The sequence below is a fragment of the Candidatus Midichloria mitochondrii IricVA genome (assembly GCF_000219355.1).
Lineage (GTDB): Bacteria > Pseudomonadota > Alphaproteobacteria > Rickettsiales > Midichloriaceae > Midichloria > Midichloria mitochondrii.
In genome coordinates this window covers 490,645-513,267 of record NC_015722.1, presented here as the reverse complement: position 1 = coordinate 513,267, position 22,623 = coordinate 490,645, and the positions used below count along the sequence as shown (strand labels likewise).

Genomic DNA, 22,623 nt, shown 5'->3' with positions numbered 1-22,623 from the left:
GCTAATCCTAAAACCTAGACTTTAGATTTATTACGCGCAACAGCTTTTTCTTTAATTCTAGCTGCTTTGCCCCTTAATGCTCTCATATAATATAACTTTGCCCTTCTTACTCTACCGCGACGAAGAACCTCAATCTTTGTAACACGCGGAGAATATAGAGGAAATATACGCTCTACGCCCTCACCATGACTTAATTTTCTTACAGTAAAGCTTGAGCCTAGTCCTCTGCTTTTCCTTGCTATACATAAGCCTTCAAACAACTGTATACGCTTTGCTGTTCCTTCTGTGATTTCAACGCTAACAACAAGCTGATCACCAGGGGCAAAACTCGGAACAGCTTTCCCTTCTGTCAGTCTCTTGAGTTGACTAGCTTCATATTTTTCCAATAAATTCATTTTTCTTTCCTGCTCAAATATCTATTCCAAAGATCTGGGCGCTGCTCCTTCGTTTTCTGTTTCGCCTGTTCTAATCGCCAATTTTCTACCAATTGATGATTCCCCGAAAGTAAAACTTCCGGAACCTGCCTATCCCTCCAATTTTGCGGTCTTGTAAAGTGCGGGTACTCTAACAACATCTCATAATTATGGTCCAAACCAAAACTTTCTTGAACCAATGAACCACCATTGCCAAGAACTCCTGGCAGAAGCCGTACGCACGCATCCAAAAGAGAGTACGCAGCCACATCACCAGACGATAATACAAAATCCCCTATACTAACTTCACGTATTCTATACTCATTTATTACTCTTTCGTCAATACCTTCAAACCTCCCACATATAATATTTATTCCTTTTCTTTGTGTAAGCTCTCTCGCCAGGCCTTGATTAAAAAGCTCTCCGCGCGGTGATAAATAAATAATTTCGTTCTGATTAGAAATAAAATTCTCCTCTATGGCCTGACCTAAAATATCAGGCCGCGCGACCATCCCGCCTCCGCCTCCATAAGGGCAATCATCCACGGTTTTATGTTTATCTGTGGCATAATCTCTCACATCAATCGCCTTAATTTCCCATATGGCCTCTTTTAAGGCTCTACCAGTTATAGAAGACGCTAGCGGCCCTGGAAATAATTCAGGAAATAACGTCAGGATACGCACAGACCACATATATTTTCAATTCAAAACTACGCGAGGATTATACCATTCTTGGTAAACAATTGAACATTAACATTTAAAATTTTTGAAATAACTTCAGCAGCAGCCCTAAGAGCTAGGGTACTACCTTTTCTTGTAATCCGCTTTTTTAATTTTTTTTATGTTGTTGATATTGACTCCAAATAAGCAACAGACCTGCGATTACTATGAAAGAGTAGCCAATATAGGAGATAGTCACCTTAGGCGCTTCACCAAATACTATATAACCTAGTATTCCAGCAAAGACTAATTTAAAGTAGACAAATGGAGCTATAACTGTCATCTCACCATATTTCATAGCATTGAAGAATGCCACATTATGAATCAAGTAGAATAGTGCAGAAGCAGCAATGCCTACAATTTGCCAAGTTTCGATCCCTAAACAAAATGGAAAATGCAATCGTCCAGGCACGTAAATTACGAATCCAAAGCAACCAATTAAGTTCCAATCTATAAATGCTACTACATACGAAAAGAGTGAAGCAAATAGCATAACATAAAATAACTGCGCTTTATTGGAGGCTTTTCTGTGTCCAAGGACTTTGACTAAAGTACTATTAATTGACCAACAAAGTATCGTAATCGCAATGAAAATATAGGCTTTATTAAACTCAGGAATCTCTATTTGATTTCCAAAGAAAATATTATGTATTAATTCTGGTCTTACTATCAAAAAACCACCTGCAAAGCCAAACAAAATAGCAGCTACTTTATAGTAATTTAATTTCTCATTAAAAAACAAAGTCCCTATAATGAGCCATAGCATCTGTTCAAGGTGAGTGAGAACGGTAATATCAATTAATTTCAAATAATTTAGTGAATGCATTAATGTTAATGAGCCAGTAGTACTGAAAATACTGCGGTAGAAATGTAATCTTAAATTTGGAGTTTGTATGGCCTTTATTCCATCCTTATAAAAAATCCAAGGAAGTATAAATAAAAAAACAGAGAATTTATAAAAGAAAACAGCTTGACTAGAGTTTAATGAAACAGTTACCATTTTCATAACGGCGTAGAGCGCGGCCAGGCCCAGAGCGTTAATTACCATCAAGCCCATCCCTTTTACATTTTGATGACTCATTTTATCTTGGAAGAATTTTTAAGCAAACGGTTGAATTATTATATATGATGTCAATGTTTGCAATCCTTATATTTTGTTTTAGTGATATTGTTAAAAAATAGCGTAAGATTTATTATCGAGATATTAATAACGCTCCTAATTGCATATATCGTAAGGCGGCTTATTTAAAAGATCGGGGTCATCTCCTGGATATTTGATAGAATTTTCTTTCCATCTACCTGATTTCTTCAACTCATCCACAACTTCTTTAGGCATATAATTTTCATCATGTTTCGCAAGTAGTTCCTGGGCATAAAAAATATTGTCTTTAACTTTACCCTGCACTATAGTACCACTATCTTCTTTAAACAATACAGGAACAGCGCCCTTATATCTTACAACTACTTCATTCTTTAAATCTGTTATTATGAATTCTATAGAGTGGTCCGAAGAAATATTTTTTATACTACCAACTTTGACTATTCCTCCTAGCCTAATCAATTTATTGCTATACTTCTTTTCTTGAGCTTTAAGTTCCGTTGGAGTAACAAAAAACACTATATTTTCACTGAAAGTTTTTAAAGCAAGGAATAGGCCTGAAGCAACAAACAGCAGACTTAAAAATAGTATTACTAACCTCCTATGCCAATTTTTTAACTTTGTCATTCTTAATTATTAGTCTCATCCTCAATGTCTAGTGAATCTACTATACTGCGAAGATTATAATCCGCATGTCGATTAGTGCTTTTTTCACTTGAGAAACTTTTATCTTGAAAATTTCCATTTTGAAACGCTTCTAAAATTACATCTTTATAATCTATGCTATTATAATCTTCTACAAATTTACCGCTATGTCTATCAATTTTTCTTAAAATGATATTTTTAGGAACTTTGAAAGATACATCAGGCAAGTCATTAACGGCAGCTTGCATAAAATCTATAAAGATTGGTAATGAAACAGTAGAGCCAGTTTCTCTTTGCCCCATATCTCTGGGTATATCATAGCCTATGTATGTACCTGCAGTTATGTAGGGAGTAAAGCCGATAAACCAAGCGTCATGACTGTTATTCGTTGTTCCAGTTTTTCCTGCGAGAGTTTTCTTCAGAATATTAGATCTAGCTCCCGTCCCTCTTCTCATCGCACCATTTAATAATGAAGTAAGTTGGTAGTTCACATCTTCAGAAATAATAGGTTCACTGACATATTTTATTTCTGGAACAGAATTGATATCATTTGAAATACAGTTGATACATTTCATATCGTAATCTTTATAAAGCAGATTTCCCTTTCTATCGTAAACGCTATCAATCAGCTTAGGTCTTGTTTCCATACCTTGGCTTGCGATTATATTATATGCGTTCGTCATGTCCATCAGCGTCGTTTCAGAAGCTCCAAGTGCTACAGAATAATTATACCGCGGTTGATTGTATATCTTCAGTGCCATAGCAGTCTGTACAATCTTTTCTATGCCAAGCTCTAATATTATTCTAACCGTTGGTATATTACGAGATTTCTCTAAAGCTGTCCTCAGAGTCATCAGCCCGAAAAACTGTCCACCAAAATTCTTTGGCTGCCAATTTGGCATACCTTGACCTTGAGAAACGGTAATTGGATCATCTAATATCATCGCATTAGGAGGATATCCCTCTTCAAGAGCAGCTAAATACACAAAGGTTTTAAATGCAGATCCCGGCTGCCGTTTGGCTTGTATTGCTCGATTAAAATAGCTGCGCGTAAAATCATACCCTCCTATTAAAGCAAAAACCCTTCCACTATTAGGTTCCATAACTACCATAGCTCCATCAATTAATGGAACTTGTGCCAAGTGGTAAATACCATTACGGTCCCTGGAAACTAGGATCACGTCTCCTGATTTAAATATTCCTTTTGCCGCCTCTTTCTTTTCAGAAAGTATATATCTGGCCCACTTAAAATTAGAAAAGGGTATAATGTGTACTGATTTGTCAACACAACCTATCTTTATTTCACTTTCTTTGTTGATTCCAAGTATAACTGCCGGTTCATATTTACCTATATAATCCGGCTTATCGACTTTTCTCAAGGCTAAATCCCAATCTTCAAGAGCAGGCAATTTTGCAATTGGACCACGCCAGCCATGACGTCTATCATAATTTATTATCCCTTCTCTAAAAGCTTCTTCAGCTTTTTTCTGCAAATCTTCATTAAAGTAAGTATTTACAATCAATCCCCTAGTATATAGGGCTTCTTCACCAAACAAATTAACTAATTCTTTTTTGACTGCATCGATATAAAAATTTTCTGTCCATGATACTGCTATTTCTTTTTTATTTAATTCGATCGGCATTTGTGCGAATTTTACAGCTTCTCTGTTACTAATAAATTTTTCTTCAGCCATTCGCTCGATTACCCAATCTCTTCTGCCTTTTGCTCTATCATAATTCAAAAAAGGATTGAGAGCAGAAGGAGCTTTGGGAAGTGCTGCAAGCATTGCAGCTTCTGGTACATTTAGTGCATTCAATTCCTTGTCAAAATAACTCTGAGCAGCAGCAGCTATGCCATAAGAGTTGCTACCAAAAAATATTTGGTTCAAGTAAAGTTCTAAAACTCTTTCTTTTGAATAAATCTTACTGATTCTGTAAGCAAGTATTGCTTCTTTGATTTTTCTGGCTAGGGTCCTTTCGTTACCAAGCAAAAAAGACTTTACAACCTGTTGAGTTATGGTAGATCCACCGATCGCACGTTTATTAGTAATTATGTTAAAGGTGCTCTGGACAGTTGCGCGCAGTAGGCTATAAATATCAATACCTTGATGCCGGAAGAAGTTTTTGTCTTCAGCAGCTAAGAAGGCACTGATTACTAAATCTGGAACTTGTTTGTATTCCACATAAATTCTGCGCTCGTTCGCATATTCTGCCATTATTTCTCCAGAACCAGAATATATGCGGCTTATAATCGGAGGGTCATAATTTTCCAGTTGTTTATAATCAGGTAAACCCTTACTAAAATACACTATCGCCTGGATAGCTCCGGCAATCCCGACAATAAAAAGTATAAAAATAAATGCGGTCCATCTGGAGATAATATTCAGTAACGAAGAAAACATTTTTCGAATCAATTTTTTGTATCAACAATATATTATATAACATTAATATAAAAATCATACAACTATAAGTGAATTACCCTAAAGTATTATGGTACCGATACTGATCGCATGTATAAGCTTTATTTCGTCTTCTAATAACTCATAGACCAACTTGTGACGAGCAACTTGGGTCATAGACTTAAATTTCTCTGATTTTACTTTGATGTCGAAATGAGTCTCATAAGGATTTTCTTCAATATGGCCTCTATGTCGATAAGACACATCTTGTACTCCTACATTTTCTTGTCCAAAGAAGTCGCCTAATTTGTTTTCTATACGTTTTTTCATTAAAAATTGATTAATAAAGCAATCCAACAATAGTCGCTGTAGCATAGTTTGCGAGAGCTCCAGCAATAACGACTCTAAATGCAAGATTAGTTATTTCTGACCGTCTTGCTGGGACTAAGGAATTATATACACCTAAAATAATTCCAATACTACCAATATTTGCAAATCCACGAAGAGCTTACAGCACTATTATTTATAGTAGAGGGAGATAAATTGGACCAACCTCTGCAAATTCTTGATAAGCAACTAATTCATTGGTGATTAACTTTGTACCCAGTAGCCCCGGCCTGTAATATTCGCTTCCTCCCCAAGGAATACCCATCAGCCGAGCAATTGGAGCAGATACAATTCCTAATAGGTATTGTATTGATAGCTGAACATCATTAATTACTATGTTAGCTAGTATTTTATTAAAGATATTAATCAATGATATAAAACCTATGAACATAGCAATAATTGTAACCATCACTTTTGCACCATCCATAATCCCATTGAATACTATATCTAAAGCATTATTCGTTTTCTTTAAAAACATATAATCTCCTTCGGTAAGCACTACTTCAGTTTCTGGCGCTATAATTCTAGAAAAAGTTAAGGCAGCTAGGAGACCAATTAAAATCGAAGATAGAATATGTTGCACGCTATTTGGCACCACACCGTTAACAATATTACTATATAGCAATATAACAAAGCCACAGCTATGCCAGTGGTGCCGCAAGTAATTAAAGAAAACAGCTCGCTGCGCGTCAAATTTAGATAGATAAGGTTTAATTACTAGAGGGGGGGCTCACTCCATCCCAGTAAACATATTTGTAGACACGCCAACTCCTAAAGTCCCACCGATAAATAAAGTTTTTCTGAAAAAAAATAAAAACATTCTAATTATTAAAGGTAATATACGCTAGTGCGTCAGTAAAGCACTGATAGCAGAAATTACTATAATTTTATAGAGAAAAACCAATGTAGAGCTAAAATAAACCCCAAAGGGCCCCTAGGGTTTCCTAGATTGCCAGAACAAAATTCTAAGGCCTTAAGGGTAGAATTAGAGACTGCCTGCAACCCATTGAAATTACTAGCAAAGGAGAGGATGCCGCTGGCATTTCGATTAAAAACGCAACAATTATAAATTGGAAAAATACTCCAGAAATCAAAACCTTCCATGAAAAAGACTTTTTATCTTCGCTCAAAACCCAGGCTATAAGGTAAAAGCAAAATATCGCAAAAAAGCGCTCTAACACACTCCATAAAACAGCAGGTACGCCTTAATCAACGAAAAATTATACATTACAATCTTCAAATTAACAATCTCCAATATCTAGTTTGCCCTTCTTTTTTAGTGTGGAATTTTTATTATATTCAGACTGAGGATTATTTGATTCCGCTCTCATGCTTCTAACAATATCACTAAAAGCTTGTGCTTGCAACACGGTGCGCCTCTTTTCCAAGTTGTGCAGCTCTTCCTTTCGATATACTCATTTAAATTACCTTTGAATACTCTAGAATCAAGATCAGTCCTTACCCACTTTTACTTGGTTATTTTTATCATTACCAAGATGCTTCTGTTCTCACTATAGAGCGCATTGATCTTTTTTGTTACTTCTTCTGCCATTGAAATATTATCCAGTGCTATGTCAACCAGACATTCTACCCTTATTATCTTCGCTTCTTCAATATTGTTTTCTATAAACAATTTAGCTCTTTCTAACACTCTATCCAACAGATCTTCACCTTTTAAATTCTTTAAGCTGCTTTTTAGGAGCCCCAATTCTCGCACATAAAGTTTTTTAAGGATTTATCTAACTCTGCTGCTCTTTTTGGTTCTTTAACAGGCTCTTTAAAATCTGTTTTTAAAGATTGCAAAGTGTTTACTAGTTTATCCTGAGAAATATCAATTCTTTCTAAAGCTTCAGCGAAGCTTTCATCTGGGATGACTCCTTGAAAGTAACGACGAAATTTATTTGATCACCATTTACTTTATCTCTATTAAGAGCATCCAATATAGCACCCTTGCTCTGTAAACTTGGACTATGATCACTATACCATTCTTTATTAAATCATTAAAAGAAGGCGCGCCCGAAGTCTATACGTCCTATCTTTGCTAGGCTGTTGGGATTCCTCAGCAATTAACATAAAATTTCCGGTGCTTAAGGTCATGGTCACCAACAATAAAAGAAAATGCTAACGCCTTATATAAGCTTTCTTTATCTATTCCTAAAGCAATGCTATTGACATTTTGATTACTGTAGGCTGATTTACAGAAGAGATTTTAAGAGATTTTAATTGCATCATTGCTGCAGTTAATCTTGCATTGCCGATGCTCGTTCTTTTTAAAGACCGCCCGAGAAGTTTGAGCTCGAATCTGTACTCTAATTACATCAGTCAAACTTCATAGTCCCAATATCTTTTTTCTCTTGATTTAGATACTTGGAAGCTAACAATGTATCTGGGCTTATTTTCAACAACTAGGGAAACTTCGGGTGCAAGCCCAGTGTACGCCAAAGATTCCTGTGCAGATTGATTTAAAATCTGGCACTCAATAGCAGAAGCTATAAACTTTAAAAGCAGAAAAAAAGAAACAGCGGCATGTTAATAATTTATTTCCTTATCCCGAAGCTCAAACCAGCAAATTTACTATTAAATTTAGCAACTTCGCTATTTTTAGTATTGACGTACCCAGCCTCTTTAGTCCAGGCAGGGTGAGTTTTCGGATCAATATCCAGTCTTAAAGAAGTATTTTTATAAGTAGAGCGAACCATGAAAGTTGCACCATCAGTTTGAGTAACTTCTACCTCACGGTAATTATGATGCATTGTTCCTCTTTTAATCTTCTTCGCCGCAGCAGCATTCATGTTTTCAGCATTAGCCACAATAGTTTGTTCTTTAGGAGATTCTTTAACAGCTGTTGCTTTTTTAGTTGCCATAAGCCAAAATAATTCAAAGTAAACGAATTCGAAGGCGAAGGATACATCCAAGAAGCTTTTTAATCAAGATGATTTTTGTAAATTATACAAAAATTGTATAGAATGTGTAAAAAAGTTGTGTTTCCTCATTGACTTTAACTTATATAAAGGTCTAATAGAGTACTAAAATAGGTTTCGTGATTGTAAATATGGCGGGCAGTTTAAATAAGGTGATATTGATCGGAAATGTAGGGAGAGATCCAGAAATCCGCACTACACAGGATGGCAGAGAAATCGCATCTTTTTCATTAGCAACCTCAGACGCTTGGCGCGATAAAGGTAGCGGTGAGAAGAAGGAGAAAGTTGAATGGCATAAGGTGGTAATTTTTCAACCGCATCTAGTTGGAGTAGTGAGAAATTATGTACATAAGGGTTCTAAAATTTACCTGGAAGGATCATTGCAAACTAGAAAGTGGACCGATCCAAATGGGGTTGAGAAGTATACCACAGAAGTTATTCTACAGCCTTACAGCGGTGCTTTATTGTTGCTTGATGCGCGTTCGAACGATGAAAGCAGCTTCGACGAGGCAAGGAGTTCAGCCTCTTCTTCTACCCAAGAAGAGAGAAGTAAGCCTTATCAAGTTGAAGAAATCGATGATGACGAAATTCCTTTCTAGAAAGAAATATAGGCCAGGAGTTGGAATAATCCTCTTAAATCAAAAAAAGCAAGTCTTCATTGGACAGAGAGCTGACTCGGTGGTTGAAACTTGGCAAATGCCGCAAGGCGGCATAGATGGCGAAGAAGCTCCTCTCGAGGCAGCTCTTAGAGAACTTGCGGAAGAAGTTGGCACTAACAACGTAGAATTAATACAAGCGTCAGCCAGGTGGTATTATTACGGTTTACCAATGGAACTACAACCGATTTTATGGGATAATCAATATGTTGGGCAAAAACAAAAATGGTTTTTGTTTAAATATTTAGGTGCAGATGCTGAAATTAATATAAAGACGGAACAGCCTGAGTTTATCGCATGGAAATGGACTGAATTTGCTGGTTTACCAGATATTGTAGTGTACTTTAAGAAACAGCTTTATTTAGATTTAGTTGAAGAATTTGAATCTACAATAAAAAACTTAGCATGAATATTGATGAATTTGATTTCGTTTTACCTAAAGAACTTATAGCTCAATTCCCTGCGAATCCACGAGGAAGCTCTAAACTTTTGTATTTCGACCCACACCACAAAATTCACGATCAGGTTTTCGATTATATAGTTAACATTTTAAATCCTAGCGATGTACTGGTTTTCAATGATACAAAAGTTATTCCTTCCCTGCTGAAAATACATAGTATAAACGCAAAGAAAACCAACGCTTCACTAAATATAGTGCATCAAATTAATGATAGTAGCTGGCAAGTTATGGCCCCAAGCCAGCAAATAAACTAGAACTCAGGAGTATAATATTCTTTGATGAGGGGGTAGTCTTGTAGCCAAGGTTATAGAGAAAGATGCAAAAACCAACCGAATAGTTATTGAATTTTTAGGGCCTACCGAGGATATCTTTTCAAAAATACTAAAATTAGGAGCCATGCCTCTACCTCCTTATATCAAGAGAGAAAATGCTCACTCAAATGATTTTGATAGTTATCAAACTGTCTATTCAAAGCGCTATGGCACCTTTGCAGCACCTACAGCTGGCTTACATTTCACTCAAAATTTACTAGAAAAAATTGCTCAAAAGGGAGTAAATATTCAATTTTTGACTCTGCATGTTGGCCTAGGTACATTCGCTCCTATAAAAACTCAAAATATTGAGGAGCACAAAATGCATACTGAAAATTTTATCTTAAATCAGTCAGTATGTGAAGCAGTAAACTACGCAAAGCAAAATGGTAATAAAGTTATTTGCGTTGGAACCACGACTATGCGAGTGCTAGAAAGTGTTGCGGTTAATAATATGGTTACTCCTCAAATAGGAGAAACAGATATATTTATAAAGCCTGGACATAAATTCCAGATCGCCGACGCTCTTATAACTAATTTCCACTTACCTAAATCTACTTTGTTGGTGTTAGTTTCCGCTTTTATTGGGAATACAAATGTCGATAAAGTGTATCAATACGCAATAGAACAAAAATATAGATTCTTCTCATATGGCGATGCTTGTTATTTTAGCAAACCCACTTAAGAATTAAGTTTAAGCCCTACGTTTATAGTATGAAAAATTTTGGGTAGCTTAACCATCAGAGTTTTAGGATTAGACACAGCATTTAGTAAGTCTTCATTAAAATTAATTAAATCTGGCTTTTTAGTACTATAATTAATATCATAAGCCAGCCGCAGCTGCACTAATGGATTAATGTTATAAGCAATACCGCTTTTAAAAAGGATTTAGGGCTTGCAGCGTAAGTTGTAATATGATTATAGTATGATTGTATCCAACCCCGCCCCCTGACAAATGGACATTGCCTAATATTTATAGATAGGAGTTTCAAATCCAGCAGATGCCTATGGAAGAAGAGGGTAAGAGTAGCGCAAAGCATCCTCAGGAATTTGCTATAGCGCTTCGTTCTTCGATTAAAACTAGCTAGATAATGCCTTAATTAAAGAATTCTTTGATTCTACCACAATGATGTCCCAGCCTTTGTTTCGTGATGGTGCGTGGAGTAGTATTCATAAACGCTGTAATCATCTGTACATGCTCAATTTTATAACGTTCCTCAAAGCCTAAATGACAGGTTCAGGTAGGTTGCCTTGCTTCCGTCACCTACCTTCAAAATCAATAATTTCACCCGCTCCTCTATCAACAGCAATCAATATAAAGGTGTACTCCCACTTCCATTCTTTGGTCTTTTTTTATATATGTGCACAGCTCCTCAATCTCTAGGACCTCGATATCCTTAAGTGACTTTGTGCTGTTGCAGCTCTTATCTAACTTTTCTTGCACATAGCGCCCCCCCCGTCCCTTCGATCCATGAAGATATTTGGCTGTTATGGATTCCAGTCAGTCTCTCTATCGTCCTAATTCCACAGTCCTCAAGGTTAGGTTTTAAGTCTATCATTCATAGTGTATTCTGCCGCTTATCACCTTCTCGGGTAATTCTTTTTGCAATTCTTGCACCTATATTACCTCTTGCTGTCCACAATGTACCACACCATTCTTCACCTGCTCGCTAGAGCCGCAATATTTACACTTAATTGTCATTTCTACTCAACCCATTCTACTACGAAGATATCATATCATCTTATTGCCGTCTATAATTTACCAGGCATTGCCTACAAATGGGCTTATCTCGGAATCTTTTTTTAAGTCGCAAAGTAAACTAGTTGCAATACTAAATTGATATGCTTTAACTTTAAACATGGTCAATGAAGTTAAGGAATGCCCTTGGTTATTACCATAAAACTTGTTGTTCAATGAGTAGTTAAAGTTCACCTCCCCCCCCCCTCAAGTGGTCAGAAAAATAATATCCCAGTAGCTCCCACAAGCCCCCCTTTTTTTCTATAGTTATAGTAATTTCAGGAGGCGGTCCAGACTCGCGCTCAACATAGTATAGTGCAAATTCTTCGTAAAAAAGACTATATCCTAAATGTAGTATTAAATAGTTTCTAACAGGATTAAATTACCAAGCAATCATGATTAACCGCAGCGACAGCGCTCCTTATAGACAAAAAAACTAATAAAAAGGTTAAAGATAATCTTGTTTTATCACAAAATATGATATTTATAAGACAATAATAATGAGTCAGCAGGGACAAGGTCAGCACTTTATTAACCTTTAAGTTGAGTAGGCTTATGATTCCCTAGAAAAAATGAGCCCTTGGCAATACCCATTTCCCCCCAAATTATCTACCCACTTTTGTAAAGAGCCTAAAAAAGTTATCAGTAGTAATTTTTGCTATCTCCTGAAAAGATTTGCTCCTTAAGTTCGCAAGAAACAATGCAGTATGAGTTAAATAACTAGGCTCATTAACTTTTCCTCTAAAGGGTGATGGAGCAAGAAATGGTGCATCCGTCTCGATAATAATTCTATCTTCAGGCAGCTCTTTAAAAGTTTGCTGAATATCAGTTGCGTTTCTAAACGTTAATATTCCAGAAGCAGAAATATATAACCCCATATCAATACAAGCATTAGCAAGCCCTCTGCTCGCAGTAAAACAATGGATCACACCAGTAAATGATTTTTCCTGCATTTGCTCCCTTAGAATTCCAAGTGTGTCATCATCAGCGGATCGAGTATGAATTATAATAGGTAATCCACATGCCTGAGAGGCTTTAATATGTTCTATAAAGCTCTTTTTCTGCGATAGCTTATCGAAATCTGTATGATAATAATCCAGACCAGTTTCGCCTATACCAATTACCTTGGACAGCCGACAAAACTCAAGTATAGAGGCACAATCTGTAACACCTTCCTCCTTTAAATAAAGAGGATGGTTGCCCACAGAACAATAAATATTACTATATTTTTCTGCTACTTCGTAAATCAACTTAAATTTGCTAATCTGAGTACAAATTGTTTGCAGTACAGCAACATCTAACTTTAAAGCTCTTTGCACAACCAGCTCTAAATCTTTATTTAGCTCTTCAAAATCGAGGTGGCAATGACTATCAATTAACATACAAAATCATTATCAAATAAGCCCCTGTACTGCTTATTATTTAGTACATCCTATATTGTCAATATTATCATTAATTCTTTTTTTAAGGGTCGGAGCAACTTTGAATTTAACAATATCGCGAGCTGATATCTCAGCCTCCACCATAGTCTTAGGATTACGACCAGTTCTTGATTTTTTCTTCTTAATTGTAAATAACCCAAATAGTCTAATCTTCACCTGCTTATTGCTTAATATGGCGTTTAATAATGAATCTATAATATCATCCACCACTTCTGATGCTTTATTGATATTGAGGCTCGTATAACGCCTTATAGAACGTGCTAGATGCTCTCTAGTAATAGTATTTTGCTGTAAAAAAGGCATTTGTTTGGTTTGTTTCATATATTTCTGCTGTTTATACAAATATTAAAATTTTCATTTATCGGTCCATTAAACTAACGAGACATGACGCACAACGTATCATAAATAAGTCCATTTAATCAACATAATTTTATTATATTGAAAATATTTTTCAGCAAAAACAATTAAAGGATTTAACCCGCTCTATAATATGATATTTTAATTTGTGGCTGTTCTGCAACACTACCTCAACTCCTTTCAGATCTGCTCTACAATAAAGCAAGATATCACAACCAGCGGCTGAAGCCTTTTGCGTAACTTCTCCTATGTCGCCTCTCAATGCTTGCATATCTAATGCATCTGTGATAGTTAATCCGTTAAATGCAATATCTCTTTTAATGAAGTCTATGGCCTTTTTAGAGAGTGTAACTGGTACTTCATCATCAATTGCCGCAAAAACTACATGCGCTGTCATAGCTAATTTCATTGCACCCGACCGCTGAAACACCTTAAAATCAGTTTCTAATAAAGTTTTTAGATCCGTAGATACAACTGGAAGCTCCAGATGGCTATCTACTAAAGCGCGACCATGCCCTGGGATATGTTTAATTATAGATTGCACTTTTGATTCAGCTAAGCCCTTATCTGCTGCTTCACACAGTGCAACAACTGTATTAATATCGTTACCGTAACTTCTTACTCCTATTATTGGATCTGCCCAGTCATACCGAATATCCGCTACTGGTGCGCAATTCACATTAACACCTGCCTCTCGTAGTTGTTTTCCGACCAAAGCAAAATCAGACCTTAATCGTTCTTGAGTTGCATTAAGATTGATTTTAGCATCTCGATTATATTTTATAGCATTTGGCAGCACTTTAAAATGAGGCTCCTTTAACCTGGATACCCTTTCTCCTTCTTGATCAATTAAAATAAGGATACCATCACGCCCTGATGCTTCTTTTAAAGAGTCTGTAAGCCGTCTTAGTTGGGCGGGACTTTGATAATTCCTAGAAAACAATATATATCCAAGGGGCTTATATTTTTTAAACAATTGACTTTCTTCAATCGTTAAATCAAAAGATTGGACCGGCACTATTGCAGCTCTAATCTCTTGGTAATCTAATGACATTGCACTCCCCTCCTGCCGATTTAATTTTTTGGCAAACCATGCTTCCTACTTTTTCATTAATCGCTTCAGCTGTTTCCAACTTATAAGTATCTTTATCTATTTGCACAATCTTAAATTTAATTTGAAAGAGCTCTTGGTAACTATTTGCAAGTCTCCGTGATTTTATCTCAGCTGCCTCTTTAGTACTAGTGGTACCAAAACTGATTAAAGAGTTTTTATCTAAATCCTGGTCGAGCATGGAAAATGGACTCTCTACAATTTGCATTTCTTTTTTTAAGTATGCAGATCTTAATAAAACTAACAAATCCTCGTTTTCTCCTGGGGATATTGCATGATTTCTGATTTCTTTTTTAGGATTGGATTTAAAATTATCATATATAGTTTTGTTTTGATGCATAACGACTAAACCCGCTGAGTTTTCGGGTTGAAATTTAAATTCTTTTTTCAACTGTTTCACAATAGGCAATTGGGCCAAATCTACAGGTTTTGCATATTTGTGCGCACGGTCAAATAACGCCAAAAATACAATGAGCGCAAAAGTAAAAGTACTGAGCTCAATTACCCTGAACTTTTTTATTAAATTTGATCGTTTTTTACGCCTGCTTCTCATTATCATACAATTTTTCTTGGCAAATTTTATATTGGTGATATTCTAACTCACATAATCTTTTTTTTTAAGCTATATTTATTGTGACTGGTCGTTTTGGTGAATTACTTCTCATATTATTGATTGTTCTAGTGCTTTTTGGCGCTGGCAAGCTACCTAGAGTAATGGGCGAAATAGGGCGCGGAATAAAAGCTTTTAAGAATAGTTTAAGCAATAAGTCAGAAGACGATAATGAAAACAATAAAAATTAATTATACCGTCAATTCAGCTTATAATTTTATTAATAAAAAAATTTATTGCAAATTCTTTCATTATCTTGTTATACTCGGAGAGTAAACATTGCGTTGTTGTTTTATAGTAATAGTTTTGCCTTTGAGGAATTTGTTGTCATTTTATGAAAGGAGCTGACCCCGATAGTTTTTATAGTGTGAGTGCTGATGTTATTATCAGAGATTGCGAGTGGTTCGACGTTACAGGTTTTGAGGATGGTGATATTGAGCAGCATATACGGGGCGTTTTATTTTTGGTCTTAAACTATGCTGGGTTTTTAAAGCATATACATGAGGTGGAAGTGGCGGTCCTGTTAACGGATGATGGCGAGTTAGAACAACTAAATCACGAGTTTCGCCATAAAAATGGCCCTACCAATGTCTTGTCTTTTCCTTCCCACGAATTTTCTAGAGATGACTTTTCCTCTCTTCCGATTCAAGAGGATGAGAAATTCTTTTTGGGAGATGTGGCTATAAGTTACCAACGCATTTCTCAAGAAAGTATAGAACAAACCAAAACCTTTAAAGCACATTTTACTCATATACTGGTGCACTCCTTTTTACACCTGCTTGGTTATGATCATGTTGAAGAAAGTGATGCAGAAATAATGGAAAGAGTTGAAATCTCTATAATGAACTCAATGGGCTTTAAAGATCCTTATCTCCTAGAACATGTTGCAGATACCCTACAAATCAAATACTAGTTTGTCACCTCTTAATACAACATTTAGGTTAAAAAATTATTTAGGCTGTTCAAAAAGAAGAGCAGAAGTGACGAAACAAAACAAAATATTGATATTTATATAGATAAAGATGGGCACATAGACAATGATTTACTAAATACTTCAGAGAGAAATATTATAGAAAACCTTTTATCCTTTAGAGATCTTAGGGTAAGTGAGGTGATGATACCAAGGACGGATCTTATTGGTATCGAAGGCTCTTCCACCTTTGAAGAAATCAAGCAACAATTTACTAGTACTGGTTATACTAGAATGCCAGTATATAGAGAAAACCTGGACGATATAGTGGGTTTTTTGCATATCAAAGACTTTATCCATTATATGGATGGTAGTAAAGCTTTTAAGATGTCTGATGCTATACGTAAAATAATTTATTCGCCTCGTTCCACCAAGTGCATAGATTTATTATCTAACATGAGAAATAGCACAACTCATATTGCGGTAGTTCTAGATGAGTACGGGGGGACAGAAGGCATGGTGGTAATTGAAAATTTAATTGAAAAGATCGTAGGCGATATGAGGGATGAACACGATCAAGTGAGCAAGGTGTTTATCAATAAAATTAGCGAAAACCACTATACTGTTGACGCACGGGCGGCAATTCAAGATGTAGAAGAAATATTAAATTTCAGCTTATCTCAAGAGGATGGAGAATATGAAACATTCGGCGGCTTTATCTTGTCTTACCTAGATCGTGTCCCTCTTAAGGGAGAAAAAATAATGCACCCTATGGGCTTAGAAATTGAAATCATCGAGGCCGAGCCCCGCAAAATTAAAAGCACTAAAATTAAGATTACTAAAGCTGAAAACTCGGAATAGACCGTAGTTTAAGGTCCATCCAGTAGCTTCGTTATTTTGCCTGCGTATAAATATAGTAAATCTGTTAAATTATAGAACCAGCTTAATCCGATTCTCAAGAATATCAAATTTAAATTTCTGTATATAATTTTATTGCGCTAGCGTAAGGCTTAGATTAGGCTACGGGTTGTAAAGGGTTACTCCTTACGTTTCTATTGCATTCGTAACAAGGCCTTAGACCGATGTTGTATAACTTTTAGATATGAGGCGCTACCTATGAGGATAGTAAAAGATGGAATTCCTGTCCGCGATCCTGGAGAAATCACTGAACCGGTCCGGTTTTACAATCGGAGCCAAGCATAGGGGGTCTTTTTGAGTCCCCCGTGGGAGTCCCCCGTGGTGTTTTTGGGGGGCAAGATCAGCTATCGGTTGGTGTAATAGGTGCGTGGCCGTAGAGAGTTTTGGAGTAAAGGCTAAAGAGATACCTTCAACCGCGGGATCTCAAATACTATATTATGCTATAGATGATACTAATTTAGAAAATACATCAGTGATACAAAATGAGGATACTATTCTCGTTTGCTTTCTTTATACGACTGGCATTGAATGCTTCCTGCCTGAGTTCCAACGCTCTAGCTATACAGTTTAGTATACCATATCTTCAGAAGAAAAAACCATCTCCATCTCTTTCCAAGACTGGAACTTATTTGGCGCGAGATCTTGCAGCGGCGAAGCTTTTCTAGCCGCTCTAATCACGCTCTCAACAAAGGCGTGATAACTGGGATTATGATTACTTTCCAAAATTGGTTTGATACTAATTATAGTACCACTTTTATCAAGTTGCATAAAAATAGACACTTTCATAACCTGCCCGCTACCATTAAAAGCTATCGGGTTCCACGCTCTTTTAATTTGGTTACGTATAGAATCGATTTCACTAATCGATATCTCTAAATCTGGATTAAATGGTTCATCTGCCTCCCCTTCTATTATTTTTTCTAGTTCTTGAAATTTTTCATCTAATATTTTCCTTTCAGGTTGAGTTATATTAGTCGCTTTCAATGATTTTAGGACCATTTTAGGGTGCAAGCCTTTTTTCTTATCGCTATTCTTTAAGTCTTGTCTCACTCCTACACTCTTTTTTACAGTTTCCCTTTTGGGCGGCTGCTTAGGGGACGGCTTTTCTTGGGAGGCTATCTTCTTCTCTTCATGCTTTACTTCAGGTATCTTTTCTTCTGGCTTTTTTTTAGCAGCTAGCACCTTTTTTTCTTTCTTAACCATTTCTTCAGCTGGATCATTCTTTGCTATAACGGGCAGCGGTGGTATTTCTATAGGGGCGGCTAGCTTCGGTTTTTCCTGAAAACTATCGGCAAGCTTGAGTTGCGGCTGTGGAGCGCTTTGCTTTTTTGGTTTAATCTTTGTTATTTCAGATACACTTACAAGATCTATGACGATCGCTTGCTCCTTAAAGTTATCTTTTTTTAAAGACGGAAGCCCAAAAATCAAAAAAACAAATAACACAGCATGCAGCACCAAAGAATATGCTAAGCTATTGCTAAAATTGGTAGTCATCACTTTTGGAGCACTTCAGTTACAAGAGCAACATTATAAAGTCCGCTAGCTTTTAATGTTGTGAACACTTCCATAATCTTCCCATAATCAACAAGTTTATCCCCTCTTAAAAAAACTCGATTATCTTTTTTGGCTGCAAATAAGGCGTTAAGCTTTTTCTCCAATTCAGCAAGCGATACTTTGATCTCTTGTAAATATATATTTCCATGCTTATCAACAGTAATAGACACTGGTTCATCTTGACCAGTGATAGGAATAGTTTTAGTTTGGGGCAGATCAACCTCTACTCCCGATAATAACATAGGCGAGGTCACCATAAAAATAACTAAAAGAACTAACACCACATCAACAAATGGAGTTACATTTATTTCACTGTTTAATGATCTTCTCTTATATTTATTAAAACTTGGTACAGCAAAATGCATTTAGATTACCTATTCTATGTCTCTTATAATCAAAGTAGATAATTCTAACGAAAAATTTTCTATTTTATTAACAATTTTATTAATATCATTAGAAAGCTTATTATAAAATATAGTAGCTGGGATCGCTACAATCAAGCCAATGGCAGTAGCTAAAAGTGCTTCAGCTATTCCAGGTGCAACAACCGCAAGCGTAGTGCTTTTACTAACCGCTATAGATTGAAAGCTGCTCATGATACCCCAAACTGTCCCAAACAAGCCTACAAATGGAGCACTACTTGCTATAGTGGCCAAAAATCCAATATTCTCTTCTAATTCTTCAACCGCGCGATTGATAGCAGTGCGCATCGATTGATCTAATCTCTCCTTAACAAAACTCAAACGAGAGCTATTTACTAAATCAATTTCCTGCATAGCAGCTACGAATACTTGGGATAATGGATGTTTTTCCTTCTTTTGTAAAACAAGCCTCAATAGAGAATCCAACGGCTTACCTGACCAAAAATTTTTCTCAAAATTGTTCATTATATAACGCAACTTCATAAACACGATGATTTTATCAATAATTATGGTCCAACTAATTATAGAACAAACCAGAAGAAAGAGCATTACTAGCTTCACCACTGTATCAGCCTGTAGGAAAAGATCAAAAAAAGATAAACTTGTTAAAGTTGACTTTGCCGCGGCTGCATCAACTGGTAAAGTTAGAGAATCTATTTTTGCAGTTGGTACTGCAACTATTGGTAACATATATTTTTTTATAATTTTCTTTTGATAAAGCTTCTATCAGTATTCAATTTTATGTCAAGTTTTGCAGCTTTATTACTGGGCTCTAAATTGATTTATATTATTATAAAGGAAGAAAAAGTATACTTTTTACTAAATCTTTGCACAAAATTGCGTTTTAATTAAGTATTGAGCATAAAATCGCTAGACAAATAAAATGTATTACTGTTATTTTTGTTTTTGATAGCGCATTGCAAGGTATTGCAATGTAAATATTAACTAAAACTTATTCGAGGAGGATATGAATAAGACAGAATTTGTAGCAGCGATTGCTAGTTCTATGGTGACAACAAAAACAGATGCTGAGAAATTTGTTAACTCATTCATTGCAGTTGTTAAGAAAGCTTTACAAGATGGAAGAGAAATCAAGTTAGTTGGTTTTGGCTCATATAAAGTTAAAGATGTTCCAGCCAAGGAAGTTAGAAATCCGCAAACCGGTGAAAAAATGGAAGTTCCAGCGACGAAAAAACCTAAATTTTTCCCCGGATCAGAACTAAAAAAAGCTGTTAACCATGGTAAAAAGGAATAACGAAGAAAGCCATCTTGGCCTGTATCAAAAGTGTAGGCATTTGAGCTTCTCAGGTGTATGTTAAAAACTATAGCACTAATTGTTGCATCAGGTCATTCTTCAAGGTTTGCTAGTTCAAGTATAACCAAAGTATACCAAAAAATTAAAGGGAAGGAGATTCTGTATCACGTTCTAGAAAAATTTACCGATCATTGTCTAGTTGACGAAGTATGTGTTGTTGTAAAGCCAGAACATGAAAAATATTATCGACCTATTTTAGATGAATTTCGCTCCATCAAAGTAGCATTTGGAGGCAATACTAGGAAAGAATCAGTAAAAAATGGGCTAGACCTTGTTGCTAAGCTTGACCCTCAAAATGTTATTATACATGACGCTGCAAGGCCTTTTGTAAGTGAAAGGTTGATAACTGATGTTATCTTTGCGTTAAGAACAAGCGATGCTGTTGACGTTTTGCTTCCCATAGTCGATACCTTAAAAAGGTTCGATGAGAATAATAATTTAGTTATTGTTCCACGAGATGACCTTTGCCAAACTCAAACCCCTCAAGGTTTTAAATTTAAAGTAATTTATGAGTTGCATCATGATGTCACACAAAATGTAACTGATGATATCTCCTTAGCTATTGAAAGAGGGCTTATAGTTTCATATGTTAAAGGCGAAGCTAGTAACTATAAGATTACATTCAAAGAGGATATTTAATGTATATTACAAGGGTTGGAATCGGCTACGATGTGCATAGATTAATAAAGATCTCTGCAGATGGGTTTATGCCGATTTGCGGTATTAAGTTACCCTGCAATTATATTGTTGATGCTCATTCAGATGGGGGACGTTGGTCTTCATGCGCTAACAGAGGCGATTCTAGGCGCTATTGCAAATGGCAATATTGGCTCTCATTTTCCAGCAACTGACGAAAAGTGGCGCAACAAGGAATCGAAATTTTTCGTTCAGTATGCAAATGATTTAATAAAAGAAATTGGTGGACAAATTATCAATATCGATATTACAATAATATGCGAGCACCCAAAAGTGATGCCAAGAAGTTTAGGAATGAGACAATTTATAGCTGATATCCTCTCAATTAATTTAGACCAAGTTAGTGTTAAAGCAGCAACTACAGAAAAGATGGGATTTTTAGGTAGACAAGAGGGAATAGCTGCTCAGGCTATATGTGGTATATTAATGCAGAATAAATTCTTAAAATAATTTATGTTTTTTAATCGTGGTTATAAAAGAGTATTAAAGTTACTTAGAGAAGCACAAAAAGAGCGCCTCAATTATGGTTTTAAGCCTACTACAATTATAGTTACATGGTTTTTTCTTGGATTATTTCCAATTGCGCCTGGTACTATTGCTTCCCTTTCAGTGTATCCAATTTACAATTTCCTTATTATTAGCTCAACATCTTATGAGGAAATTGCATTAGGATTTTTTGTATTATCTTTAATTTTCCTTTCATTGGGATGGTTTAGTATATCACGATTTCAAGCCCAAACATTAACGCACGATCATCAATCAATTGTTATCGACGAAGTTGTCGGACAGCTTTTGACTTTTGCAATATCTTGCAAGTCTTTATTGAAACTCGGCGTAGCTTTATCTCCCTACTTTTCATGCCATGCTACTACTTTAGCTTTTTTCATTGGGGTAATATTTTTTAGATTCTTTGACATAAAAAAGCCATTTTTTCTAAAAACCATTGATGGGCGTATGAAAGGAGCATTTGCAGTAATGCTTGATGATGTTCTAGCAGCTATATTTGCAGGGGTTACAATAACTATAGTTTATCAAATCTATGATAATTTTCTCCGATACTACATTTAATACGGCAAGATTAATCATCCAAAAAGCAGAGCAGCAAGGAATAAAAATTGCTGGCGCTGAATCTTGTACTGGTGGTTTGATAGCCGGGGTTCTAACCAGTGTTCCAGGTAGTTCTGCGGTCTTTGAATTTTGCATAGTAAGCTATGCTAACCATGCAAAAAATTCTATTTTAAAAATCCCAGCAGAGGTTATTGCAAAACACGGCGCAGTAAGCTCCAAGGTTGCCTTAACAATGGCAGAGGGACTAAATAAAATCTATTCTAATAACCTTGTGTTTGCTGTAACGGGTATTGCAGGCCCTGGTGGGGGTAGCGCTGCTAAGCCAGTCGGCACAGTTTTTATTGGCACATCTAATCTCGAAAGCAATAAGATTGATGTAGTTAAGCAACATTTTGTTGGAGATCGAGCAACAATTAGAATGAAAACTGTGGATTTTATTCTCCAAATGATTTTAAGCCAATTATCCTAAAAT

The 22,623-nt window shown here is 35.9% G+C and carries 30 protein-coding genes and 2 pseudogenes; 12 read left to right on the top strand and 20 right to left on the bottom strand.

Annotated elements, in window-relative coordinates; all coding sequences use genetic code 11:
• Positions 1–14: 14 nt before the first annotated feature.
• From rplS to rpmE, 11 genes and pseudogenes are all read right to left on the bottom strand, one after another.
• Complete coding sequence (rplS, locus tag MIDI_RS02720; RefSeq protein ID WP_013951061.1) at positions 15–395, bottom strand: 50S ribosomal protein L19; 381 nt, start codon at positions 393–395, stop codon at positions 15–17.
• A complete protein-coding gene (trmD, locus tag MIDI_RS02715) occupies positions 392–1,105 on the bottom strand; it encodes a tRNA (guanosine(37)-N1)-methyltransferase TrmD (protein ID WP_013951060.1) in 714 nt (237 codons plus the stop codon). Before trmD ends, rplS begins: the two co-directional genes overlap by 4 nt.
• Before the next feature lie 136 nt (positions 1,106–1,241).
• Positions 1,242–2,213: a DMT family transporter gene (locus tag MIDI_RS02710; protein ID WP_013951059.1), complete on the bottom strand. Its 972-nt coding sequence runs from the start codon at positions 2,211–2,213 to the stop codon at positions 1,242–1,244.
• 135 nt (positions 2,214–2,348) lie between these two features.
• Entirely contained in the window at positions 2,349–2,858 is a 510-nt protein-coding gene (gene ccmE, locus MIDI_RS02705; protein WP_013951058.1) for a cytochrome c maturation protein CcmE, read from the bottom strand.
• A gap of 2 nt (positions 2,859–2,860) precedes the next feature.
• A complete protein-coding gene (locus MIDI_RS02700) occupies positions 2,861–5,185 on the bottom strand; it encodes a penicillin-binding protein 1A (RefSeq protein WP_160162221.1) in 2,325 nt (774 codons plus the stop codon).
• A 171-nt stretch (positions 5,186–5,356) separates the two neighbouring features.
• Entirely contained in the window at positions 5,357–5,605 is a 249-nt protein-coding gene (locus tag MIDI_RS02695; protein WP_013951056.1) for a BolA family protein, read from the bottom strand.
• Positions 5,606–5,615: 10 nt separating this feature from the next.
• A pseudogene (locus tag MIDI_RS06285) lies at positions 5,616–6,245 on the bottom strand (nucleoside transporter C-terminal domain-containing protein).
• A 382-nt stretch (positions 6,246–6,627) separates the two neighbouring features.
• A complete protein-coding gene (locus tag MIDI_RS10195; RefSeq protein WP_052567679.1) occupies positions 6,628–6,843 on the bottom strand; it encodes a Na+ dependent nucleoside transporter N-terminal domain-containing protein in 216 nt (71 codons plus the stop codon).
• Between the two features lie 60 nt (positions 6,844–6,903).
• Entirely contained in the window at positions 6,904–7,029 is a 126-nt protein-coding gene (locus tag MIDI_RS09735) for a hypothetical protein (protein WP_272940988.1), read from the bottom strand.
• Between the two features lie 101 nt (positions 7,030–7,130).
• On the bottom strand, positions 7,131–7,322 hold the full coding sequence (locus tag MIDI_RS02685) for a hypothetical protein (RefSeq protein WP_148234113.1): 192 nt from the start codon (positions 7,320–7,322) through the stop codon (positions 7,131–7,133).
• 877 nt (positions 7,323–8,199) lie between these two features.
• Positions 8,200–8,526 carry a 50S ribosomal protein L31 gene (rpmE, locus tag MIDI_RS02680; RefSeq protein ID WP_013951053.1) on the bottom strand — a complete coding sequence of 109 codons (327 nt, stop codon included), beginning with the start codon at positions 8,524–8,526 and terminating at the stop codon, positions 8,200–8,202.
• Positions 8,527–8,714: 188 nt separating this feature from the next.
• On the opposite strand from rpmE, the gene ssb reads away from it, so the two are divergent.
• Genes ssb through queA form a run of 4 tightly spaced genes read left to right on the top strand, consistent with a single transcriptional unit; the run spans position 8,715 to position 10,695 of the window.
• The gene (ssb, locus tag MIDI_RS02675) at positions 8,715–9,182 is read left to right on the top strand and encodes a single-stranded DNA-binding protein (protein ID WP_013951052.1); all 468 of its coding nucleotides are present in this window, start codon (positions 8,715–8,717) and stop codon (positions 9,180–9,182) included.
• Positions 9,163–9,648: an RNA pyrophosphohydrolase gene (locus MIDI_RS02670; RefSeq protein ID WP_013951051.1), complete on the top strand. Its 486-nt coding sequence runs from the start codon at positions 9,163–9,165 to the stop codon at positions 9,646–9,648. Before ssb ends, MIDI_RS02670 begins: the two co-directional genes overlap by 20 nt.
• On the top strand, positions 9,645–9,953 hold the full coding sequence (locus MIDI_RS09730; protein ID WP_013951050.1) for an S-adenosylmethionine:tRNA ribosyltransferase-isomerase: 309 nt from the start codon (positions 9,645–9,647) through the stop codon (positions 9,951–9,953). The genes MIDI_RS02670 and MIDI_RS09730 overlap by 4 nt, the downstream gene beginning before the upstream one ends.
• Before the next feature lie 52 nt (positions 9,954–10,005).
• Positions 10,006–10,695 carry a tRNA preQ1(34) S-adenosylmethionine ribosyltransferase-isomerase QueA gene (gene queA, locus MIDI_RS02660; protein ID WP_083809609.1) on the top strand — a complete coding sequence of 230 codons (690 nt, stop codon included), beginning with the start codon at positions 10,006–10,008 and terminating at the stop codon, positions 10,693–10,695.
• 615 nt (positions 10,696–11,310) lie between these two features.
• Here the strand turns inward: queA and MIDI_RS06945 are convergent.
• The 6 genes from MIDI_RS06945 to MIDI_RS02640 all read right to left on the bottom strand — a co-directional run bounded on the left by MIDI_RS06945 (position 11,311) and on the right by MIDI_RS02640 (position 14,998).
• A complete protein-coding gene (locus MIDI_RS06945) occupies positions 11,311–11,454 on the bottom strand; it encodes a hypothetical protein (RefSeq protein ID WP_160162168.1) in 144 nt (47 codons plus the stop codon).
• Positions 11,435–11,569, bottom strand: a complete 135-nt coding sequence (locus MIDI_RS09725) for a hypothetical protein (protein WP_272940987.1) — start codon at positions 11,567–11,569, stop codon at positions 11,435–11,437. The genes MIDI_RS06945 and MIDI_RS09725 overlap by 20 nt, the downstream gene beginning before the upstream one ends.
• A gap of 784 nt (positions 11,570–12,353) precedes the next feature.
• Positions 12,354–13,130, bottom strand: coding sequence for a TatD family hydrolase (locus MIDI_RS02655; protein ID WP_013951046.1), 777 nt, complete (start codon positions 13,128–13,130; stop codon positions 12,354–12,356).
• Between the two features lie 36 nt (positions 13,131–13,166).
• The gene (locus MIDI_RS02650; RefSeq protein ID WP_013951045.1) at positions 13,167–13,511 is read right to left on the bottom strand and encodes an HU family DNA-binding protein; all 345 of its coding nucleotides are present in this window, start codon (positions 13,509–13,511) and stop codon (positions 13,167–13,169) included.
• Between the two features lie 130 nt (positions 13,512–13,641).
• Complete coding sequence (locus tag MIDI_RS02645) at positions 13,642–14,601, bottom strand: glycoside hydrolase family 3 N-terminal domain-containing protein (protein ID WP_013951044.1); 960 nt, start codon at positions 14,599–14,601, stop codon at positions 13,642–13,644.
• The gene (locus MIDI_RS02640; protein WP_148234111.1) at positions 14,576–14,998 is read right to left on the bottom strand and encodes a hypothetical protein; all 423 of its coding nucleotides are present in this window, start codon (positions 14,996–14,998) and stop codon (positions 14,576–14,578) included. The genes MIDI_RS02645 and MIDI_RS02640 overlap by 26 nt, the downstream gene beginning before the upstream one ends.
• A 293-nt stretch (positions 14,999–15,291) precedes the next feature.
• Here MIDI_RS02640 and tatA point away from each other — a divergent pair, with 293 nt between their 5' ends.
• From tatA to MIDI_RS02625, 3 genes are all read left to right on the top strand, one after another.
• Positions 15,292–15,459, top strand: coding sequence for a twin-arginine translocase TatA/TatE family subunit (tatA, locus tag MIDI_RS02635; RefSeq protein WP_041185395.1), 168 nt, complete (start codon positions 15,292–15,294; stop codon positions 15,457–15,459).
• A 143-nt stretch (positions 15,460–15,602) separates the two neighbouring features.
• Positions 15,603–16,181: an rRNA maturation RNase YbeY gene (gene ybeY, locus MIDI_RS02630; protein WP_013951042.1), complete on the top strand. Its 579-nt coding sequence runs from the start codon at positions 15,603–15,605 to the stop codon at positions 16,179–16,181.
• A 201-nt stretch (positions 16,182–16,382) separates the two neighbouring features.
• Positions 16,383–17,039: a hemolysin family protein gene (locus tag MIDI_RS02625; RefSeq protein ID WP_013951040.1), complete on the top strand. Its 657-nt coding sequence runs from the start codon at positions 16,383–16,385 to the stop codon at positions 17,037–17,039.
• A 624-nt stretch (positions 17,040–17,663) separates the two neighbouring features.
• Here the strand turns inward: MIDI_RS02625 and MIDI_RS02615 are convergent.
• Genes MIDI_RS02615 through tolQ form a run of 3 tightly spaced genes read right to left on the bottom strand, consistent with a single transcriptional unit; the run spans position 17,664 to position 19,762 of the window.
• Complete coding sequence (locus MIDI_RS02615) at positions 17,664–18,590, bottom strand: hypothetical protein (RefSeq protein WP_013951039.1); 927 nt, start codon at positions 18,588–18,590, stop codon at positions 17,664–17,666.
• Entirely contained in the window at positions 18,590–19,015 is a 426-nt protein-coding gene (gene tolR, locus MIDI_RS02610; RefSeq protein WP_013951038.1) for a protein TolR, read from the bottom strand. Before tolR ends, MIDI_RS02615 begins: the two co-directional genes overlap by 1 nt.
• A 9-nt stretch (positions 19,016–19,024) precedes the next feature.
• On the bottom strand, positions 19,025–19,762 hold the full coding sequence (gene tolQ, locus MIDI_RS02605; RefSeq protein ID WP_013951037.1) for a protein TolQ: 738 nt from the start codon (positions 19,760–19,762) through the stop codon (positions 19,025–19,027).
• Positions 19,763–20,039: 277 nt separating this feature from the next.
• On the opposite strand from tolQ, the gene MIDI_RS02600 reads away from it, so the two are divergent.
• The 5 genes and pseudogenes from MIDI_RS02600 (at position 20,040) to MIDI_RS02580 (ending at position 22,620) form a co-directional block, all read left to right on the top strand.
• Positions 20,040–20,327: an HU family DNA-binding protein gene (locus MIDI_RS02600; protein WP_013951036.1), complete on the top strand. Its 288-nt coding sequence runs from the start codon at positions 20,040–20,042 to the stop codon at positions 20,325–20,327.
• 57 nt (positions 20,328–20,384) lie between these two features.
• Positions 20,385–21,026 (top strand): IspD/TarI family cytidylyltransferase, encoded by a 642-nt coding sequence (locus tag MIDI_RS02595; RefSeq protein WP_052567678.1) that lies wholly within the window; start codon positions 20,385–20,387, stop codon positions 21,024–21,026.
• Positions 21,026–21,533 (top strand): annotated as a pseudogene (ispF, locus tag MIDI_RS02590) (2-C-methyl-D-erythritol 2,4-cyclodiphosphate synthase). Before MIDI_RS02595 ends, ispF begins: the two are co-directional and overlap by 1 nt.
• 3 nt (positions 21,534–21,536) lie before the next feature.
• On the top strand, positions 21,537–22,151 hold the full coding sequence (locus MIDI_RS02585; protein WP_013951035.1) for a phosphatidylglycerophosphatase A family protein: 615 nt from the start codon (positions 21,537–21,539) through the stop codon (positions 22,149–22,151).
• Positions 22,123–22,620 (top strand): CinA family protein, encoded by a 498-nt coding sequence (locus MIDI_RS02580; protein WP_013951034.1) that lies wholly within the window; start codon positions 22,123–22,125, stop codon positions 22,618–22,620. Before MIDI_RS02585 ends, MIDI_RS02580 begins: the two co-directional genes overlap by 29 nt.
• The last annotated feature ends 3 nt before the right edge of the window (positions 22,621–22,623 follow it).

What these genes read in the sequence shown, in the direction of transcription:
- ccmE (WP_013951058.1), bottom strand. Translation starts at nt 2,858, where the DNA reads ATGACAAAGTTAAAAAATTGGCATAGGAGGTTAGTAATACTATTTTTA.
- MIDI_RS02615 (WP_013951039.1), bottom strand. Translation starts at nt 18,590, where the DNA reads ATGACTACCAATTTTAGCAATAGCTTAGCATATTCTTTGGTGCTGCAT.
- MIDI_RS02695 (WP_013951056.1), bottom strand. Translation starts at nt 5,605, where the DNA reads ATGAAAAAACGTATAGAAAACAAATTAGGCGACTTCTTTGGACAAGAA.
- MIDI_RS02640 (WP_148234111.1), bottom strand. Translation starts at nt 14,998, where the DNA reads ATGCATCAAAACAAAACTATATATGATAATTTTAAATCCAATCCTAAA.
- trmD (WP_013951060.1), bottom strand. Translation starts at nt 1,105, where the DNA reads ATGTGGTCTGTGCGTATCCTGACGTTATTTCCTGAATTATTTCCAGGG.
- MIDI_RS02580 (WP_013951034.1), top strand. Translation starts at nt 22,123, where the DNA reads ATGATAATTTTCTCCGATACTACATTTAATACGGCAAGATTAATCATC.
- MIDI_RS02625 (WP_013951040.1), top strand. Translation starts at nt 16,383, where the DNA reads ATGATACCAAGGACGGATCTTATTGGTATCGAAGGCTCTTCCACCTTT.
- rpmE (WP_013951053.1), bottom strand. Translation starts at nt 8,526, where the DNA reads ATGGCAACTAAAAAAGCAACAGCTGTTAAAGAATCTCCTAAAGAACAA.
- ssb (WP_013951052.1), top strand. Translation starts at nt 8,715, where the DNA reads ATGGCGGGCAGTTTAAATAAGGTGATATTGATCGGAAATGTAGGGAGA.
- MIDI_RS02595 (WP_052567678.1), top strand. Translation starts at nt 20,385, where the DNA reads ATGTTAAAAACTATAGCACTAATTGTTGCATCAGGTCATTCTTCAAGG.
- MIDI_RS02650 (WP_013951045.1), bottom strand. Translation starts at nt 13,511, where the DNA reads ATGAAACAAACCAAACAAATGCCTTTTTTACAGCAAAATACTATTACT.
- ybeY (WP_013951042.1), top strand. Translation starts at nt 15,603, where the DNA reads ATGAAAGGAGCTGACCCCGATAGTTTTTATAGTGTGAGTGCTGATGTT.
- MIDI_RS02645 (WP_013951044.1), bottom strand. Translation starts at nt 14,601, where the DNA reads ATGTCATTAGATTACCAAGAGATTAGAGCTGCAATAGTGCCGGTCCAA.
- MIDI_RS02710 (WP_013951059.1), bottom strand. Translation starts at nt 2,213, where the DNA reads ATGAGTCATCAAAATGTAAAAGGGATGGGCTTGATGGTAATTAACGCT.
- tolR (WP_013951038.1), bottom strand. Translation starts at nt 19,015, where the DNA reads ATGCATTTTGCTGTACCAAGTTTTAATAAATATAAGAGAAGATCATTA.
- MIDI_RS09725 (WP_272940987.1), bottom strand. Translation starts at nt 11,569, where the DNA reads ATGATAGACTTAAAACCTAACCTTGAGGACTGTGGAATTAGGACGATA.
- MIDI_RS02655 (WP_013951046.1), bottom strand. Translation starts at nt 13,130, where the DNA reads ATGTTAATTGATAGTCATTGCCACCTCGATTTTGAAGAGCTAAATAAA.
- MIDI_RS02670 (WP_013951051.1), top strand. Translation starts at nt 9,163, where the DNA reads ATGACGAAATTCCTTTCTAGAAAGAAATATAGGCCAGGAGTTGGAATA.
- rplS (WP_013951061.1), bottom strand. Translation starts at nt 395, where the DNA reads ATGAATTTATTGGAAAAATATGAAGCTAGTCAACTCAAGAGACTGACA.
- tolQ (WP_013951037.1), bottom strand. Translation starts at nt 19,762, where the DNA reads ATGTTACCAATAGTTGCAGTACCAACTGCAAAAATAGATTCTCTAACT.
- MIDI_RS02585 (WP_013951035.1), top strand. Translation starts at nt 21,537, where the DNA reads ATGTTTTTTAATCGTGGTTATAAAAGAGTATTAAAGTTACTTAGAGAA.
- MIDI_RS02600 (WP_013951036.1), top strand. Translation starts at nt 20,040, where the DNA reads ATGAATAAGACAGAATTTGTAGCAGCGATTGCTAGTTCTATGGTGACA.
- MIDI_RS09730 (WP_013951050.1), top strand. Translation starts at nt 9,645, where the DNA reads ATGAATATTGATGAATTTGATTTCGTTTTACCTAAAGAACTTATAGCT.